This window comes from Pseudoduganella flava, from assembly GCF_007830495.1.
In the GTDB taxonomy this organism is placed as follows: domain Bacteria; phylum Pseudomonadota; class Gammaproteobacteria; order Burkholderiales; family Burkholderiaceae_D; genus Rugamonas; species Rugamonas flava.
In genome coordinates this window covers 61,863-78,059 of record NZ_VLKW01000005.1, presented here as the reverse complement: position 1 = coordinate 78,059, position 16,197 = coordinate 61,863, and the positions used below count along the sequence as shown (strand labels likewise).

General features: G+C 65.5%; 14 protein-coding genes. 4 read left to right on the top strand and 10 right to left on the bottom strand.

Annotated elements, in window-relative coordinates:
* Positions 1-4: 4 nt before the first annotated feature.
* From IP92_RS14345 to queE, 5 genes are all read right to left on the bottom strand, one after another.
* Positions 5-1,603: an ABC-F family ATPase gene (locus IP92_RS14345; protein ID WP_145876035.1), complete on the bottom strand. Its 1,599-nt coding sequence runs from the start codon at positions 1,601-1,603 to the stop codon at positions 5-7.
* A 112-nt stretch (positions 1,604-1,715) separates the two neighbouring features.
* Positions 1,716-2,633 carry a muramoyltetrapeptide carboxypeptidase gene (gene ldcA / locus IP92_RS14340; RefSeq protein ID WP_145876033.1) on the bottom strand — a complete coding sequence of 306 codons (918 nt, stop codon included), beginning with the start codon at positions 2,631-2,633 and terminating at the stop codon, positions 1,716-1,718.
* A 33-nt stretch (positions 2,634-2,666) separates the two neighbouring features.
* Entirely contained in the window at positions 2,667-3,200 is a 534-nt protein-coding gene (tadA, locus tag IP92_RS14335; protein ID WP_145876031.1) for a tRNA adenosine(34) deaminase TadA, read from the bottom strand.
* 7 nt (positions 3,201-3,207) lie between these two features.
* Positions 3,208-3,654: a 6-carboxytetrahydropterin synthase QueD gene (gene queD / locus IP92_RS14330; protein ID WP_145876028.1), complete on the bottom strand. Its 447-nt coding sequence runs from the start codon at positions 3,652-3,654 to the stop codon at positions 3,208-3,210.
* 10 nt (positions 3,655-3,664) lie between these two features.
* The gene (gene queE / locus IP92_RS14325) at positions 3,665-4,300 is read right to left on the bottom strand and encodes a 7-carboxy-7-deazaguanine synthase (RefSeq protein ID WP_145876026.1); all 636 of its coding nucleotides are present in this window, start codon (positions 4,298-4,300) and stop codon (positions 3,665-3,667) included.
* Between the two features lie 507 nt (positions 4,301-4,807).
* On the opposite strand from queE, the gene IP92_RS14320 reads away from it, so the two are divergent.
* Together IP92_RS14320 and IP92_RS14315 are read left to right on the top strand one after the other, a co-directional pair.
* The gene (locus tag IP92_RS14320; RefSeq protein WP_158206637.1) at positions 4,808-5,281 is read left to right on the top strand and encodes a sensor histidine kinase; all 474 of its coding nucleotides are present in this window, start codon (positions 4,808-4,810) and stop codon (positions 5,279-5,281) included.
* Between the two features lie 82 nt (positions 5,282-5,363).
* The gene (locus IP92_RS14315; RefSeq protein ID WP_229418776.1) at positions 5,364-6,365 is read left to right on the top strand and encodes a sensor domain-containing diguanylate cyclase; all 1,002 of its coding nucleotides are present in this window, start codon (positions 5,364-5,366) and stop codon (positions 6,363-6,365) included.
* Here IP92_RS14315 and IP92_RS14310 read toward each other — a convergent pair whose 3' ends face one another.
* Positions 6,366-8,075 carry a DUF4214 domain-containing protein gene (locus IP92_RS14310; protein WP_229418775.1) on the bottom strand — a complete coding sequence of 570 codons (1,710 nt, stop codon included), beginning with the start codon at positions 8,073-8,075 and terminating at the stop codon, positions 6,366-6,368.
* A 150-nt stretch (positions 8,076-8,225) separates the two neighbouring features.
* Complete coding sequence (locus IP92_RS14305; RefSeq protein WP_145876020.1) at positions 8,226-10,406, bottom strand: prolyl oligopeptidase family serine peptidase; 2,181 nt, start codon at positions 10,404-10,406, stop codon at positions 8,226-8,228.
* Positions 10,407-10,631: 225 nt separating this feature from the next.
* Between IP92_RS14305 and IP92_RS14300 the strand changes: the two genes are divergently transcribed.
* Complete coding sequence (locus IP92_RS14300) at positions 10,632-12,419, top strand: GGDEF domain-containing protein (RefSeq protein ID WP_229418816.1); 1,788 nt, start codon at positions 10,632-10,634, stop codon at positions 12,417-12,419.
* 18 nt (positions 12,420-12,437) lie between these two features.
* Here IP92_RS14300 and IP92_RS14295 read toward each other — a convergent pair whose 3' ends face one another.
* The 3 genes from IP92_RS14295 to IP92_RS14285 all read right to left on the bottom strand — a co-directional run bounded on the left by IP92_RS14295 (position 12,438) and on the right by IP92_RS14285 (position 15,840).
* Positions 12,438-13,805: a tetratricopeptide repeat protein gene (locus tag IP92_RS14295; protein ID WP_145876018.1), complete on the bottom strand. Its 1,368-nt coding sequence runs from the start codon at positions 13,803-13,805 to the stop codon at positions 12,438-12,440.
* Positions 13,806-13,949: 144 nt separating this feature from the next.
* Positions 13,950-14,582, bottom strand: coding sequence for a 3'-5' exonuclease (locus IP92_RS14290; protein WP_145876016.1), 633 nt, complete (start codon positions 14,580-14,582; stop codon positions 13,950-13,952).
* A gap of 7 nt (positions 14,583-14,589) precedes the next feature.
* On the bottom strand, positions 14,590-15,840 hold the full coding sequence (locus IP92_RS14285; protein ID WP_145876014.1) for an Hsp70 family protein: 1,251 nt from the start codon (positions 15,838-15,840) through the stop codon (positions 14,590-14,592).
* Positions 15,841-15,957: 117 nt separating this feature from the next.
* On the opposite strand from IP92_RS14285, the gene IP92_RS14280 reads away from it, so the two are divergent.
* Positions 15,958-16,143 carry a hypothetical protein gene (locus tag IP92_RS14280; protein WP_145876012.1) on the top strand — a complete coding sequence of 62 codons (186 nt, stop codon included), beginning with the start codon at positions 15,958-15,960 and terminating at the stop codon, positions 16,141-16,143.
* The last annotated feature ends 54 nt before the right edge of the window (positions 16,144-16,197 follow it).

The following is a 16,197-nucleotide window of genomic DNA, read 5'->3' as shown; positions in this document are numbered from 1 at the left end:
CGAATCAGTTGATGCCCTGGCTGGTCAGGTACTCTTCGTAGTTGCCGCGGAAGTCCACCACCTCGTTTTCCTTGATCTCGATGATCCGGTTCGCCAGCGACGACACGAACTCACGGTCGTGCGACACGAAGATCAACGTACCCGCGTACTTGTCCAGCGCGATGTTCAGCGACTCGATCGATTCCATGTCCATGTGGTTGGTGGGTTCGTCCAGCAGCAGCACGTTGTGACGGCCCAGCATCAGCTTACCGTACATCATGCGGCCCTTTTCACCGCCGGACAGCACGCGCACGGACTTCTTCACCTCGTCGCCGCCGAACAGCAGGCGGCCCAGGATCGAGCGCACGGCCTGGTCGTCGTCGCCTTCCTTGGTCCACTGGCCCATCCAGTCGGTCAGGTTCAGGTCCGTCGCGAAGTCTTCAGTCGGATCCTGCGGCATGTAGCCGACGTTGGCGTTCTCGGCCCACTTGACGAACCCGGTATCGGGCTGCAGCTTGGCCATGTCGCCGGCGATGCAGCGGAGCATCGTGGTTTTACCGGCGCCGTTCGCGCCGATGATCGCGATGCGTTCACCCGCCTCGACCATGATTGAGAAGTTCTTGAACAGCGTCTTGTCGAACGTCTTCGAGATCGAATCCACCTCGACGGCCAGGCGGTGCAGCTTTTTCTCGCCTTCGAAGCGCACGAACGGATAGGCACGCGAGGAAGGTTTAATATCCTCGACCTTGATCTTGTCGATCATCTTCAGGCGCGACGTCGCCTGGCGCGCCTTCGATTTATTCGCCGAGAAGCGGCGCACGAAGTCCTGCAGCTCGGCGACCTTTTCCTTCGCCTTCGCGTTGTTCGCCATCTGCTGGTTGCGCGCCTGCGTCGATGCCAGCATGTAGTCGTCGTAGGTGCCCGGGTAGATCTTCAGCGTGCCGTAGTCCATGTCGGCGATGTGCGTGCAGACCTGATTCAGGAAGTGACGATCGTGGGAGATGATGATCATCGTCGAGTTACGCTGGTTCAGCACGTCCTCGAGCCAGCGGATCGTGTGGATGTCCAGGTTGTTGGTCGGCTCGTCGAGTAGCAGGATGTCCGGATTCGAGAACAGCGCCTGGGCCAGCAGCACGCGCAGCTTCCAGCCGGGAGCGACGTTGCTCATCGGGCCCTGGTGCAGGTCGATCTCGACGCCAGCGCCCAGCAGCAGTTCGCCGGCGCGCGCCTCGGCCGTGTAGCCGTCGTACTCGGCCACTTTGCCTTCCAGTTCGGCGGCCTTCATGTAGTCGTCGTCCGTCGCTTCCGGGTTCGCGTAGATCGCGTCGCGTTCCTGCATCGCGGCCCACATTTCCGTGTGGCCCATCATCACGACGTCCAGCACGCGCATCTCCTCGTACGCGAACTGGTCCTGGCGCAGCTTGCCCAGGCGCTCGTTCACGTCGAGCGACACGTTACCGGCCGACGGTTCCAGGTCGCCGCCGAGGATCTTCATGAAGGTGGACTTGCCGCAGCCGTTCGCGCCGATCAGGCCGTAGCGGTTGCCGTCGCCAAACTTGACGGAGATGTTCTCGAACAGCGGCTTGGCGCCGAATTGCATGGTGATGTTTGCGGTGGATAGCACTGATGAGCCCTTAAATAACGCTTGTCGCAGATGGTCGCGGATCGATCCGCGACGAGATTCAATGAACCGGGTATTTTACCATTTTCATACCGTGCCGGCACGGCCCGGCAGACTACAGGTCGGGCCGCGCCAGCGTCGGGTAGTCGGTAACCGTCAGGTCGAAGCCCGTCTCGTCCGATACCAGGTGAGCCAGGCCGCCGAACGGCAACGTGCAGCGGTGCTTGACGTGGCCGAACGGGAGCCCCGTCAGCACGGGGATCGGCAGCGTCTCGCGCAGGTACGCGAGCATCGCATCGAAATCGTAGCCGTTGTCGAACGGCGCCAGCCGGTAGCCGGAGAAGTCCCCCAGCACGAGCGCGCGCTGCCCCTCGAGGGCACCGGAATACAGCAGCTGCAGCACCATCCGCTCGACGCGGTACGGGTGCTCGTTGATGTCCTCGATGAACACGATGCCGTTGGGGATGCGCGCGAAGTACGGCGTACCGGCGAGGTGCGTCAGCATTGCGAGATTGCCGCCCCACAGCCGGCCTTCGACGTCGACGCGCGGATTGCCTTCGGCCGTGCCGCGCACATGGTGCGTGGGGCCGCGCAGGCAATCCCGGAACTGGTCCAGCGTATAGTCGACCGGTTCGTCGCGGATGAAATCGTCGCAGATCATCGGGCCGGCAAAGCTCTTGCGGCCGGTCGCCGCCATCAGCCCCATGTGGAATGCCGTGACGTCGCTGTAGCCGACGAACAGCTTGCCGCTGTCGGCCATCAGGCGAAAGTCGATGCGGGGCAGGATGCGCGAGATGCCGTACTGGCCGCGCAGGGCGATGACCACCTGCACGTCCGGATCGCGGGCCGCCGCCTCCAGCTGGGCCAGACGGCCCGCATCGGTGCCGCCGAAGCGCAGGTGTTTCTGCGCCGGGTCGTAGTAATTGTGCACCGTGCAGCCCTGCTGTTCCAGCCGGGCGATGCCGCGTGCCACGGCGTCGTCGTCGAGGGCATAACCGCCGGGGGCGGCGATCGCGATTCCGATGTTCTTCAAGGTCGTGTCCGGAGAGTGAAAGGCGCGGCCATCTTAACCGTGGGCCGGCCCGCCAGCAAGGCGCGCCGCGACGATGGCTGCCTTCTCCCGTTCGTCCCGCGCCGCCTTCGCCGCCGCGCGCCGGTGCGCAAAGAACGCCTTCAGCAGGTTGCCGCACTCCTCTTCCAGCACGCCGCCCACCGCCTCGGTGTGGTGGTTCAGCTGGTCCGACGCGAACAGGTCCACGACGGAGCCACAGGCGCCCGTCTTCGGATCGCGCGCACCGTACACCACCTTCGCCAGCCGCGCATGCATCATCGCGCCGGAGCACATCACGCACGGCTCCAGGGTCACGTACAGCTCGCAGCCCGGCAGCCGGTAATTGCCGAGCGCCTGGGCGGCCGCGCGCAGCGCGACGATCTCCGCATGGGCCGTCGGGTCATGGCCGGCGATCGGCTGGTTGAAGCCGCGCGCGATGACGACACCGTCCTTGACGACGACGGCGCCGACCGGCACCTCGCCCAGGTCCCAGGCGCGCTGCGCCTCGGCCAGCGCGGCCAGCATGTGACTGTGCTGTTCGTCGGTCATCGCGCTGTCAGTTGTCGGTGATCTCGGCCCAGCAGTTCGGCGTCTCGTGCAGCACAAGCTTGTGCAGCTTCAGGCCGGTGCCGTAGCGGTCCTTGTAGGCGGCCTTCAGGATGTCGAACGCGACGGCGGCGAGGTTTTCAACGGTCGGGATGCGGTCGATGACGACGGTCTTGTGGTTCGGCAGCGACGCGAGGAACTCCTTCACGGCCGTGTCCTTCTCGTACACGAGGAACGCATGGTCCCACACGTCGACGAGGTGCTCTTTCGCGAGCGCCTTGACGTCGGAGAAGTCCATGATCATGCCGTTGTCGGAATTGCCTTCCGCGGCGATGACCTGGCCGGTCAGCGTGATCTCCAGCGTGTAGCGGTGGCCGTGCAGGTTGCGGCACTGGCTCTTGTGGTCGGGAATGCGGTGGCCGGCATCGAATTCGAGCTTGCGGGTAATCGTCAGCATACGGGTGATATCAAGGAATGTTCAGCAGTTTATGGGTTTGCAGCGACAGCTTCCATTTCGGATTGCGCTTGCACGTCTCGATCGCCAGCGTCGTATTGAACGCGGCCAGCGGCCCGTCCATCGGCTGCACGAAGAAATTCTCGAAGTCGAGGTGTTCGTAGGCCGCCAGCTCCTGGTTGGCCTGCGGGATCACGACCTTGATTTCGTTGCCGCGCTCGACGACCAGCTGGGAGCCGACCTTCGGGCTGACGCAGATCCAGTCGACGCCCGGCGGCACCGGCAGCGTACCGTTCGTTTCGATGGCGATCGTGAACCCGGCCGCGTGCATCGCATCGATCAGCGGCGCATCGAGCTGCAACAGCGGCTCGCCGCCGGTGAACACGACGTACTTGCTGGCCGGGTAGGTGGCGGGCCACAGGCTGTCGATGACGGCCACGAGTGCATCGGCCGTGGCGAATTTGCCACCCCGCTCGCCATCGGTGCCGACGAAATCCGTGTCGCAGAACTGGCAGGTCGCCGTGGCGCGGTCGCTTTCGCGGCCCGTCCACAGATTGCAGCCGGAAAAACGGCAGAACACCGCGGGCCGGCCGGCATGGGCGCCTTCGCCCTGCAGCGTATAGAAAATTTCCTTGATACTGTAAGTCACTATGAATCCTGAAGCGGCCGCTGTAGCACAAATGGCTCGCGGACAAAAGGGTAACCCTCAATTATAAGCTATTGCAACACCCGCCGCGCGCCGGCCCGCGATTGATTTGGCGCAAGGCCGCGCCGGTACTGTTCAGTTAAGGTCGTCTCGTACAGATGATCAAGGGCAACACGATGAAACGCTGGGCAAATCTCTCGCACGCGCCGGGTTGGCTGCTTGCTCTGGCGGCCCCGGGCGCCGCCGCCCTGCCCGCTCATCCCACGCTGGACTGGGCCGACGGCGACGTCGCCCTGTTTGCGAGCCTGGCGGCCCTGTTCGCCGTGCTCGGCGGCGTGCTGTGGTGGCGCCATGCGCTGCTGTTGCAACGCTGCGCCGGCCTGCGCCGCCAGCTCGTTGCCGAACAGGCGCTACGCACCACCGCCGAGCGTGCGCTGCGCGACAGCCACGGCATGCTGGCCCGCATGGCGGACCAGCAGCGCGGCGCGCGCGAGGCGGAGCGCCGCCGCATTGGAACAGGGGCTGCGCCTGGCCGTGCAGCGCCAGCTCGACGAATTCGCGCGCATCTCCGGCATCCGCTGCCACCTGGAGACGGAAGCGCCCGACGCGGCGGGTATCGCCGCGCCCGCGCCGCGCCGCCGGGCCGACCGCGACGCGTTTGCCGCGGCCGAGACGGCGCTGTTCCGCATCCTGCAGGAAGCGCTGTCGAACGTGCTGCGCCACGCCTGCGCCAGCGAGGTGCACGTGGCGCTCGGGCGCGGTGTCGACACGCTGCTGTTGACGGTGCGCGACAACGGTGTCGGCCTGCCGCCCGGCTGCGAATGCCAGGGCCACGGCCTGTCCGGCATCGCCGACCGCGTCAAGGCGGCCGGCGGCCAGCTGACGCTCGACAGCCAGCCCGGCCAGGGGACGACGATGCACGTCGCCCTGCCTGCCGGGCACCCGCGCACGGCTGAGTGCTATCAAGCTGAACTTTGTGATTGATCAAACGCGCAGTGGATCGTGCAATGCACAATTTGGATTCCGCGCAATGCAACTCGTAGTTAACAACACGCAGGCTCGTCAAATGAACAGTTCCCAGAAAGTGCAACCCTTGATGGATTTCCCCCATGCCGATGCCGCGCAAGCCTACGCGTTCAAGCTGCTGGAACTGCTCGTGATTCCCGCTTTCGTCGTCGATGCGCGCGGCCGCGTGATCCTGTGGAATCGCGCCTGCGAACGCCTGACGGGCGTGGCAGGCTACGAAGTACTGGGCACCTGCGATGCGTGGCAATGCTTTTACCAGTCGCCGCGCCCCACCTTGGCCGACCTCGTCGTGCAGCAACGTACCGACGAGCTGCCGTCGTTGTACGAAGCCCACGGCAAGCCGTGCGACGAGCCGCGGCACGTGAACGCGGAAAGCTGGTGCGACATGCCGCGCGCGGGGCGGCGCCGCTACCTGGCCGTCGACGTCAGCCCGATCTGCGATGCGCATGGCCGCCTCGTCGCCGTCGTCGAGACGCTGCGCGACATGACGGACGAGAAGCAGGCGCAAATCTCCCTGGAGCAGCTGGCCACGCGCGACGGCTTGACGGGCCTGGCGAACCGCCGCTGCTTCGACGACACGCTGCACGCCGAGTGGCAGCGCGCGCTGCGCCAGCAGCAGCCGCTGTCGCTGCTGATGGTCGACGTGGACAATTTCAAGCAGTACAACGATGCCTACGGCCACGTGGGCGGCGACGAGTGCCTGCAGCGCATCGCCGGTGCCGTGGCCAAGGAAATGCGTGCGAACGACCTGGTGGCCCGCTACGGCGGCGAGGAGTTCGCCGTGATCCTGCCGAACCAATCGCTGAAAGGGGCGGCCATCGTCGCGGAGCGGATCCGCTGCCGCGTCGAGCAGCTGCACCTGCCGAACCTGGGCACGGCGAAGCAATTCGTCACCGTCAGCATCGGCGCGGCGACGGCGCTGGCAGCGCCGGACAACGACCCGTCACAGCTGCTCGCCACTGCCGACGCGGCGCTGTACCGCGCCAAGCACATGGGCCGCAACCGCATCAGCCTGACGCGGGAGCCGCAAGAGGCGCTGTGATCAGCTCGCCGGAATGTAGTCGATGCCGTTCTGCATCACGCCGATCAGCTGCGCCTTGAGCTCGTTCGATTCCGAGAAGCCGACTACGATCTCGCCGCGGGTCATGCCACTGTCGAGCAGCGCCATCCAGTGGTTGAACCCGTCAATGTCATAGGTCCGCCCCAGCGCATTCTGGTACAGCTGCGCGATGAAGTGCCCATTGTCGAGTTGGCCATACAGCCGCGAGAACTCATCACTCGTCGTGAATTTCTGGGCCACGGAGGCCAGGCTTTCTCCCGCGTCCATCAGTTTGATCCAGGTGCCGATGCCGGGCTGGTCCGGCGCGCGATCCAACGCGGCCGCGTACAGCCGATAGATCTGGCCGGGTACGCCATACACGTCCAGTGCCACCGCCGCGTCGGCGAACTGCACGCGCTCGACATTGCGCAGATGTCCCGTCTCACCCGCGGCGCTCGTGACGACGAAACCGTCGCTGGCGGCGGTAACCGTGTAGGCGTTACGTACACCGACATACTGCACGGTGTCGAGACCGGCACCGCTGTCGATGCTGACGTTGCCCGCGGGAGCGACAACGCGGTCGGCACCATCGGTGCCGTTCAGGAACGCGCTGCTCGGCAGATCCCGCACCGCTACCAGGGTGTCACTGAACCGCAGGTACTCCACGCCGTTCAGACTGTCGATACCGTCGCCGGTCACCGTCACGGTATCGCCCGCACGGTTGATCCCGTAGCTCGCAAAGGCGTGCGTGAAAACGACAGTATCCTGGCCGCCCGCGCCCGAAATCGTATCGCTGCCGGCGCCCTCGTAGAAGATGTCGGTGCCGGCACCGCCCGTCAGCGTATTGCCGGCTGCGTTGGCATAAATCGTCGACCCGCCCGATCCGGCGATCGCGCTCTCGATCGTCACGTTGTAGGCGATGGAGATGTTGTGCAAGCCGCTGGCGGTTTCGCTGAACGTGCCGGCGTTCAGATTGATGATCGTCGCGCTCGTGCACGCGGAGAAGTCCAGCGTATCGGCTCCACCCGCATCCCAGATGCACTCGGGGGCAATGTTGTTGGTGAATGTATAGGCGTCATTGCCCGCGTGGTAGCTCATGTTGGCGCCATACAGGTACTGGATTGCCTGGATGTCGTACAGCATCGGCGTCGTCATGAACGTCCGGTTGATCGCATAGCTGGTCGGATCGTTGTACGACATCTGCGTGTAGTCGCCGTTATCCGTTGCCGCCGGCAGGTACGGACCGCCGAGCTCCGAGCCGGTCGAATCGTAGTCTCCAGGATGCTTCAAGCCCAGCATGTGGCCGATCTCGTGCACCAGCACGGTCGGACCGTAGGTGCCGGCCGTGAAGACCGTATTGCTGCTCGACGTATTGTTCAGGTACATCGTCACGCTGCGCACGCCGGTCTCGGGCAGGTAGGCGTAGGCGCTGCTGTCCGATTGCGTGTTGGTGCCGAACTGCAGATTGCCGGAGTTCGCCGATACTTCCGTGAAGGTGATGTTCGCGACGGCGGCCCATTCGGCCAGCGCGTCGCGTACGGCGGCCTGCTGGGTCGCCGTCATCGCCCGGAAGCCGCCCGCGTCGTCATCCGAAGCGTTGGACGGCACACGCGTGAGGAAGCTGTATGTCAGCGAAACAGGTATGCCCGCCGTCGCGTTCCAGCTGCTGTAGACAAGGGAGTCGATCGAATTGTTACCGGTCGTGAGGCTCATGATTGCTCGGGGAAGTCGGTTTGACGGACGATGGTAGCACGGGATGCTTGTGCGTGGCGCAACAATTGCGGCGTTGCACCATTTGCACTATGCAAACGTAAAGCAAAAAAAAAGGGCGCCGAAGCGCCCTTCCCTGCGTCGACGGTGCCGCTACTGCGCGCCGCCCTGCGCGGCCGCCCCAGCGGCGGCCGTGGCCATCGGCTGCATGCCCAGGTTCCTGGACAGGAAGCCCCAGCGGTCGGCCACTTCCTCGATCTGCTTCGACGTCGGCTTGCCGGCGCCATGGCCCGCCTTCGTGTCGATGCGGATCAGGATCGGGGCCGGGCCGGCCTGGGCGGCCTGGGCGGCCGCCGCGAACTTGAAGCTGTGCGCCGGCACGACGCGGTCGTCATGGTCGGCCGTCGTCACCATCGTGGCCGGATAGCAGGTGCCCGGCTTCAGGTTGTGCAGCGGCGAATAGCGCACCAGCGCCTTGAATTCGTCGGGATTGTCGGACGAGCCATAGTCCGACGTCCATGCCCAGCCGATCGTGAACTTGTGGAAGCGCAGCATGTCCATCACGCCCACCGCCGGCAGCGCCGCCGCGTACAGGTCCGGCCGCTGCGTCAGCGCCGCGCCGACCAGCAGGCCGCCATTGCTGCCGCCGCCGATCGCCAGCTTGGCCGGCGACGTCACCTTCTGCGCGATCAGCCATTCGGCGGCGCCGATGAAGTCGTCGAACACGTTCTGCTTGCGCAGCTTCGTGCCGGCCTGGTGCCACGCCTCGCCGTATTCGCCGCCGCCGCGCAGGTTGGCCATCACATACACGCCGCCCATCTCGACCCAGGCCAGGTTGGCCACGGAGAACGACGGCGTCAGCGATACGTTGAAACCGCCGTAGCCATACAGGTAAGTAGGATTGCTGCCGTCGCGCCGCATGCCCTTCTTCGCGACGATGAACATCGGCACGCGGGTGCCGTCCTTGCTGGTGAAGAATTCCTGGCGCGTCTCGAACGCGTCCGGGTCGAAGTCGACCTTCGGCTGGCGGTACACCGTGCTCCTGCCCGTCTTCAGGTCGTAGCGGTAGATCGTGGTCGGCGTCGTGAAGCTCGTGTACGAGTAGAACGTTTCCGTGTCGCCCCGCTTGCCGCCGAAGCCGACCGCCGAGCCGATGCCCGGCAACGTCATGTCATGCAGCGGCTTGCCCTGCAGGTCGAACATCTTGACGGCGCTGTGCGCATCCGTCAGGTATTCGGCCACCAGTTGGCCGTTGACGATGTTCGCACCGGTCAGCGTCTGCGCCGCTTCCGGCACGATCTCGCGCCACGCCTTCGTCGCCACGTCGATCGCGACGATGCGCGAGCGCGGCGCGTTCTTGTCGGTGACGAAGTAGAACACCTGGCCGACGTTGTCGATGAAGCTGTAGGATGCGTCGAACGCTTCGAGCAGGCCCGTCACGGGCGCATCCTTGCGTTTCAAGTCCTTGATGAACACGCGGTTCTTCGGATCGGTGCCCTGGGACGAGCTGATGACGAGGTAGCGCCCGTCGTCCGTCACCTCGGCGGCGAAGCCCCATTCCTTCCGGTCCGGGCGGTGGTACACCAGCACGTCCTTGTCCTGCGGCGTGCCCAGTTTGTGGAAGTACAGCTTCTGGAAGTAGTTCACGCTCGCCAGTTTCGTAGCCTCGGTCGGTTCGTCGTAGCGGCTGTAGTAGAAGCCCGAACCGTCATGCGCCCAGGCCGTTTGCGAGAACTTGACCCACTTGATGTGGTCTTGCGTGTCCTTGCCGCTGTCGATGTGGCGCACACGGATCTCGTTCCAGTCCGAGCCGGATGCGGCGGTGCTGTACGCCAGGTACTTGCCGTCCGGGCTGACGGCCGTGCCGGCCAGCGCGACGGTGCCGTCGGCGGCCAGCGTGTTCGGGTCGAGCAGCAGGCGCGGTTCGCTGTCCAGCGTCTTCAATGTGTACAGCACGGCCTGGTTCTGCAAGCCGTCGTTGCGGCTGTAGAAGTAGCGGCCGCCTTCCTTGAACGGCACCGAGTAGCGCTCGTAGTTCCACAGCTGCGTCAGGCGCTGGCGGATCGCGGCGCGCTCGGGGATCTGCGCCAGGTAGCTTTGCGTCAGGCGGTTCTGCTCGGTCACCCACGCTTGCGTTTCGGCGCTGTTGGCGTCTTCCAGCCAGCGGTACGGATCGGCGATCGTGGTGCCGTGGTAGTCGTCGCGCTGATCCACTTTCTTTGTCACGGGATACGTCGGCGGCGTGCCGGGGGCACAAGTCTGTCCGATGGCGTAGCCGCTGGTGGCGGCCAGCAGCGCGATGGCGGTTGCGAGGGTGGCGCGGTGGAAGTGCATGGGTGTCCTTGTCGTTGTAGGTGACCTGCCATGAGCAGGCCGGGCGATCATAGCTTGAAGCGCGGCAAATAAGTGTTGTTAGAGGCATCCGCCCACGGTGTTTTATTTGGTCGTTTCATCAACCTGTAATAATTTCTTTATATCATCACCGGCAGATTCAACCCGAGACCGACCGTGAAATCCGCCACCGCCCTGCTGTCCACCCTGCCCTCGAACGTCAGTTACCTGCACGCGCCGGAAGGAGCGGACGAGCTGACCGGCGCCCACCTGCTCGACATCATCGCGCGGCGCCAGCTGACGGCGCTGTTCCAGCCGATCATCCAGATGCAGACCGGCGACATCGTCGGCTACGAAGGCCTGATCCGCGGCCCTTCCGACAGCCCGCTGCATGCGCCCATCAAGCTGTTCCGGGCCGCCCGCGACAACAACCTGACCCTGGAAGTGGAGCACCTGTGCCGCCGCGTCGTGCTGGAACGTTTCGCGGAGCTGGAGCTGCCCGGCAAGCTGTTCCTGAACGTCAGCCCGGAATGCCTGCTGCCGCAGCGCGAGGGCAGCACCGGCGAAACGCTGGACTTCATCCGCCAGATCGGCATCCATCCGGACCGCGTGATCATCGAGCTGACGGAGAACCAGCCCACCTACGACTACGAGCTGATGCGCGAAGCGGTGCTGCACTACCGCGAGCGCGGTTTCCAGATCGCGATCGACGACCTGGGCGAAGGCTTTTCGAGCCTGCGGCTGTGGTCGGAGCTGCGCCCGGAGTACGTGAAGATCGACATGCACTTCATCCAGGGCATCAACAACGACCCGGTGAAGCTCCAGTTTGTCCGTTCGATCCAGGAGATCGCGGAAAAATCCAATACGCTGGTGATCGCCGAGGGCATCGAAAAGCAGGCCGAGCTGCTGGTGCTGCGCGACCTCGGCGTCGCCTTCGCGCAGGGCTATCACCTGGGCCGCCCCCATGCGAACCCGGCGCGGGCATTGCCGGCCGAGGCGGTGCAGGCGCTGTCGCGCAACGGCGTCGCCGTCTATCCGCAGCGGGCGGCGGAGAAGAATACCGTGAGCATCCTGAAACTGCTGCACCGCGTGGCGGCCGTTGCGCCGGCGATGACGAACAACGAGGTGTACGAGATCTTCCAGGCCGATCCGAAGCTGCTGATCATTCCCGTCGTGGAGGACGGCGTGCCGCTCGGCCTGATCTCCCGCTTCGAGATGATCGACCACTTCGCCCGCCCCTACGAGCGCGAGCTGTATGGGAAGAAGTCGTGCCGCCAGTTCATGGACAGCAAGCCGCTGATCGCCGACAAGGACACCAGCCTGCAGGACCTGTCGTACCGGATGGTGGAGTCGGACGCGCACCACCTGTTCAACGGCTTCATCATCACGGACCAGGGCCGCTACCTGGGCATGGGCACCGGCCACGACCTGATGCGCGAGATCACGCAGCTGCAGATCAATGCGGCCCGCTATGCGAATCCGCTGACGCAGCTGCCCGGCAACGTCCCGATCAACGAGCACATCGACCGATTGCTGCAAAGCGGTACCCGCTTCTGGGTCTGCTACTGCGACCTTGACCACTTCAAGCCTTTCAACGACGTGTACGGCTACCGCCGTGGCGACGACGTGATCCAGCTGACCGGCCACATGCTGACGCGCCACTCCGACCCGGATCGCGACTTCGTCGGCCACATCGGCGGCGACGACTTCATGATCCTGTTCCAGAGCGAGGATTGGGAAGCGCGCTGCCGCGCGATCCTGGCCGACTTCGGCGACAGCGTGCTGGAGTTCTACAGCGATGCGGACCGCGAACAAGGCGGCTACATCAGCGAGGATCGGCAAGGCAAGAAGGTGTTTTATCCGTTGATGAGCCTGTCGCTGGGCGTGATCCGCGTCGAGCCGCGCCAGTACTACTCGCACCACCAGATCGCCACCTGCGCTTCGGAAGCGAAGAAACAGGCCAAGAAAATCCACGGCAACAGCCTGTTCCTCGACCGCCGCCAGCCGGCACGCTGAGCGCGCCGGCAGCACCATTCAGGCACGGTGGGCGTCCCGCCAGCGACGCGTCAGCGCCTGCGCGGAGCCGATCTCCTCGCGGGTCAGCTTGCGTTCGATGAGCTTGCGGTTGTTGCAGGCCGTCTCGTCGCCCGCCTCGGCCGCCAGCGAAATCCACATGTACGACAGCACCGGGTCGCGCTCGACGCCGCGGCCGCTGGCATACATGCCGCCCAGGTTGTACTGGGCCAGCGGGTGGCCCTGTTCGGCCGCGCGGCGGTACCAGCGCACGGCTTCGGCATCGTCCTGCGGCACGCCCTGGCCGTTCGCGTACATCACGCCCAGGTTGTTCTGCGCGCTGGCATCGCCCTGTTCGGCCGCGTGGCGGTACCACGCGACGGCGCGCGCCTCGTCCTTCGGCACGCCGTGGCCGTTCGCATAGATGACGCCGACATTGAACTGCGCGTTCGGCGCCCCCTGGTCCGCCGCCTTGCGGTACCACACCAGCGCCTGCGCCGGGTCGCGCTGCACGCCGCGGCCGTGCGCATACATGCCGCCCAGGTTGTACTGTGCCAGCATGTGGCCCGCCGCGGCGGCGCGGTGGTACCACGCGAACGCCTGCGCCTCGTCCTTGCGGGTGCCGTAGCCGTTCGACAGCATCACGCCCATGTTGAACTGGGCATCGACGTCGCCCTGGTCGGCGGCGCGGCGCAGCCATGAGCAGGCACGCTCCAGGTCGACCTGCACGCCGCGCCCTTCCGCATAGGCGACGCCCAGGTGGCGCTGGGCGGCCGCCAGTCCCTGCGCGGCGGCCTGGCGGTACCAGGCGACGGCCTGGGTATCGCTTTGCAGCACGCCGTGGCCGCGCCGGTACATCAGGCCGAGATTGAGCTGCGCGGTCGCATCGCCCTGCAGCGCTGCCTTGCGGAACCAGGCCAGCGCCAGCGGGAAATTGCGCTTCGTGCCGAGCCCTTGCGCATAGGCCTCGCCCAGCAACGACTGCGCGCTGGCGACGCCCTGTTCGGCGGCCCGGCAGAACCACGTCAGCGCCATCTCGTCGCTTTGCGGTACGCCGCGGCCCTTGCGGTACATCAGGCCCAGGTTCTGCTGGGCCGACGCATCGCCCTGCTTCGCCGATTTGCGGAACCAATACACGGCCTCGCTATCGTCCGGCGGCGTGCCGGTGCCGTTGTAGTACATGGCGCCCAGGTGGTTCTGGGCGAAGGCGATCCCCTGCTTCGCCGCCTCCCGCATCCACACGAATGCGACCTTGTCGTCGCGCTGCACGCCCTTGCCGCGCTTGTAGAGCAACGCGAGATTGAACTGTGCATACGCGTTGCCTTGTTCCGCGGCGTCACGAAACCACGTGAATACGCCCGCGCTGTTGCTCGAGTAACGGTTGTTCATGCCAGCTCCCCCATCCCAGCACGTCGGTGTTGCATAAAGCTTAATAAACGATGGCGTGGCCCACTTGAGCGGTCTCAATCGGTGTGCCGGTTTGCCATGGACATCAAGCGGCAACGCAGGCGCATCGGCCTGCGGGGGAGGTTTTCAGTGCGCGCCCGTGTCGGCCGAGCGCTTGTGGAGGAATGCGGGGACCTTGGCGGCCGCAAGTTTATTGACCGACATCAGCAGCGCCGGGTCGACCGACGCGATGCCGTACTGGTTGGCGATGTGGCGGCCGACGTGCAGCAGCACCTCCGCCGCCACCTGCGCATCGGCCTCAGCGCGGTGGGCCGTACCCTGGAACGCGATGCCGAGCCGGTTGCCAAGCTGGCCCAGCTTGTAGCTGCCGAAATCGGGGAATACGCGCCGGCACAGCTTCAGCGAGCAGACGGTGCCGGTATGGCCGGACGCCATGCCGAGCCTGCCGCTTTCCGCGTGCAGGAATTTTTCATCGAAGCTGGCGTTGTGGGCGGCCAGCGGGTCGCCGCCGATGAATGCCAGCAGCCGCGGCACCACTTCGTGCGCGGGCGGCGCCGTATCCACCATCTTTTGCGTGATGCCCGTCAGGCTCGTGATGAACGACGGGATGCGCACGCCGCAGTTCACCAGCGACACGTAACGGTCGACGATGACGCCGTCGGCGATCCGCAGCGCCGCCACTTCGGTGATGCGGTCGCCCATCGCGGGCGACAGGCCCGTCGTTTCGAAGTCCAGCATCACGATCGGTTTTGTCAGCATGGGATCCTCACCCGAATTTACGGACGGCGTCGAGCGCCAGGCCGGCGCCGATACTGCCGAACAGGTCGCCTTCGACGCGGCGCGCGTCAGGCACGGCGGCACCGATCCGCTCGCGCAGCGCGGCGACGCCGGACGAACCGCCCGTGAAGAACACGGTGTCGACCTGCTCCGGCCGCACGCCGGCATCGGCCAGCAGCGCATCGACCGTCGCGCCGACCGAGTCGACCAGCGTGCCGATGGCCGTGACGAACTGCTTGCGCGCCACTTCCAGGGTCAGTGGCGGAGCGAGCCGTTCCAGGTCCAGCCGCACCGTGTCCTGTGCGGACAGCGCGATCTTGCCTTCCTCGACCCGCATCGCCAGCCAATGGCCGGCGCGCTCGTCGATCAGGTGTTGGAGCCGGCGCAGGCGCTCGGGTTCCCGCGCATCGCGCACCAGCTCGCCGAGCTGCGCCGCCATCTTCTTCGTGTAGGCCTGGTTGATCGTATGCCACGTGGCCAGGTTGAAGTAATAGCTGGACGGGACGGCACTGCCGTTCTTCAGCTCGCTGCCGTAACCGAGCAGCGGCATCACCGCGGCCAGGCTCAGGTATTTGTCGAAGTCGGTACCGCCGATGTGCACACCACCGGTGGCGAGGATGTCGTCGCGCCGGTCGGCCTTCGCAACCCGTTCCGGTGCCAATCGCACCAGCGAGAAGTCGGACGTGCCGCCGCCGATGTCGGCGATCAGCACCAGTTCCTCGCGCGCGATCTGCGACTCGTAGTCGAATGCGGCCGCGATCGGCTCGTACTGGAACGCGATGTCGCGGAAACCGGCGGCGCGGGCGATGTCGGCCAGCGTGTCCTCGGCCAGCCGGTCGGCGACGGGATCGTCGTCGATGAACTGCACCGGGCGGCCCAGCACGGCCGACGTGAACGGCCGGCCGGCAGCGGCCTCGCCGCGCTGCTTCAGCTCGCCGATGAACTGCGCCAGCAACGCCCGAAACGACAGCGCGCGGCCTGCCACTTCCGTCTGCCCATCCATCAGCGGCGTGCCGAGCAGGCTCTTCAGCGAGCGCATCAGCCGGCCTTCATAACCGGCCAGGTAATCGGCCAGCGCGGCGCGGCCAAACGTGACCTCGTCATCGTCGGCATTGAAGAACACGACGGAAGGCAGCGTCGCCTTGCCGTCCTCGAGCGGCAGCATCACCGGGCGGCCCGGCGCGACCCACCCGACCGTGGAATTGGATGTGCCGAAGTCGACACCGCATGCATTGGCCATCGCTACCATCCGCGAACTAAAAGGGGCGGTATTTTAGCAGAGGTTGGATTGAGCTGGATCAAAAACATGGTGGAGGAAAAAGTTACGCTAGGAAATTCAAGAACGAAGGAGACAGACATGGCAACCCTCGACAACCGATCCACACGCTTCACGCCGGCGCAGCAGCCGCACCAGCAGCAGAACCAGCAGCAGACGCGGCACCAGCGCATCCTGCAGACGATCCGCGGCGCTTCGCTCCGACGGATTACGGCCTCGGCTGCGCTGCTGGCCGCCGTCGGCCTGACGTTTGTGCTGGTAGGGTAGCGGCGGCGCGACAGTAAGTGTTTTCCGCAGGGAAATTAATTGCCAGTAGGTAAG

What these genes read in the sequence shown, in the direction of transcription:
- tadA (WP_145876031.1), bottom strand. Translation starts at nt 3,200, where the DNA reads ATGACCGACGAACAGCACAGTCACATGCTGGCCGCGCTGGCCGAGGCG.
- queD (WP_145876028.1), bottom strand. Translation starts at nt 3,654, where the DNA reads ATGCTGACGATTACCCGCAAGCTCGAATTCGATGCCGGCCACCGCATT.
- IP92_RS14315 (WP_229418776.1), top strand. Translation starts at nt 5,364, where the DNA reads ATGAACAGTTCCCAGAAAGTGCAACCCTTGATGGATTTCCCCCATGCC.
- IP92_RS14310 (WP_229418775.1), bottom strand. Translation starts at nt 8,075, where the DNA reads ATGAGCCTCACGACCGGTAACAATTCGATCGACTCCCTTGTCTACAGC.
- IP92_RS14305 (WP_145876020.1), bottom strand. Translation starts at nt 10,406, where the DNA reads ATGCACTTCCACCGCGCCACCCTCGCAACCGCCATCGCGCTGCTGGCC.
- IP92_RS14295 (WP_145876018.1), bottom strand. Translation starts at nt 13,805, where the DNA reads ATGAACAACCGTTACTCGAGCAACAGCGCGGGCGTATTCACGTGGTTT.
- IP92_RS14290 (WP_145876016.1), bottom strand. Translation starts at nt 14,582, where the DNA reads ATGCTGACAAAACCGATCGTGATGCTGGACTTCGAAACGACGGGCCTG.
- IP92_RS14285 (WP_145876014.1), bottom strand. Translation starts at nt 15,840, where the DNA reads ATGGCCAATGCATGCGGTGTCGACTTCGGCACATCCAATTCCACGGTC.
- IP92_RS14280 (WP_145876012.1), top strand. Translation starts at nt 15,958, where the DNA reads ATGGCAACCCTCGACAACCGATCCACACGCTTCACGCCGGCGCAGCAG.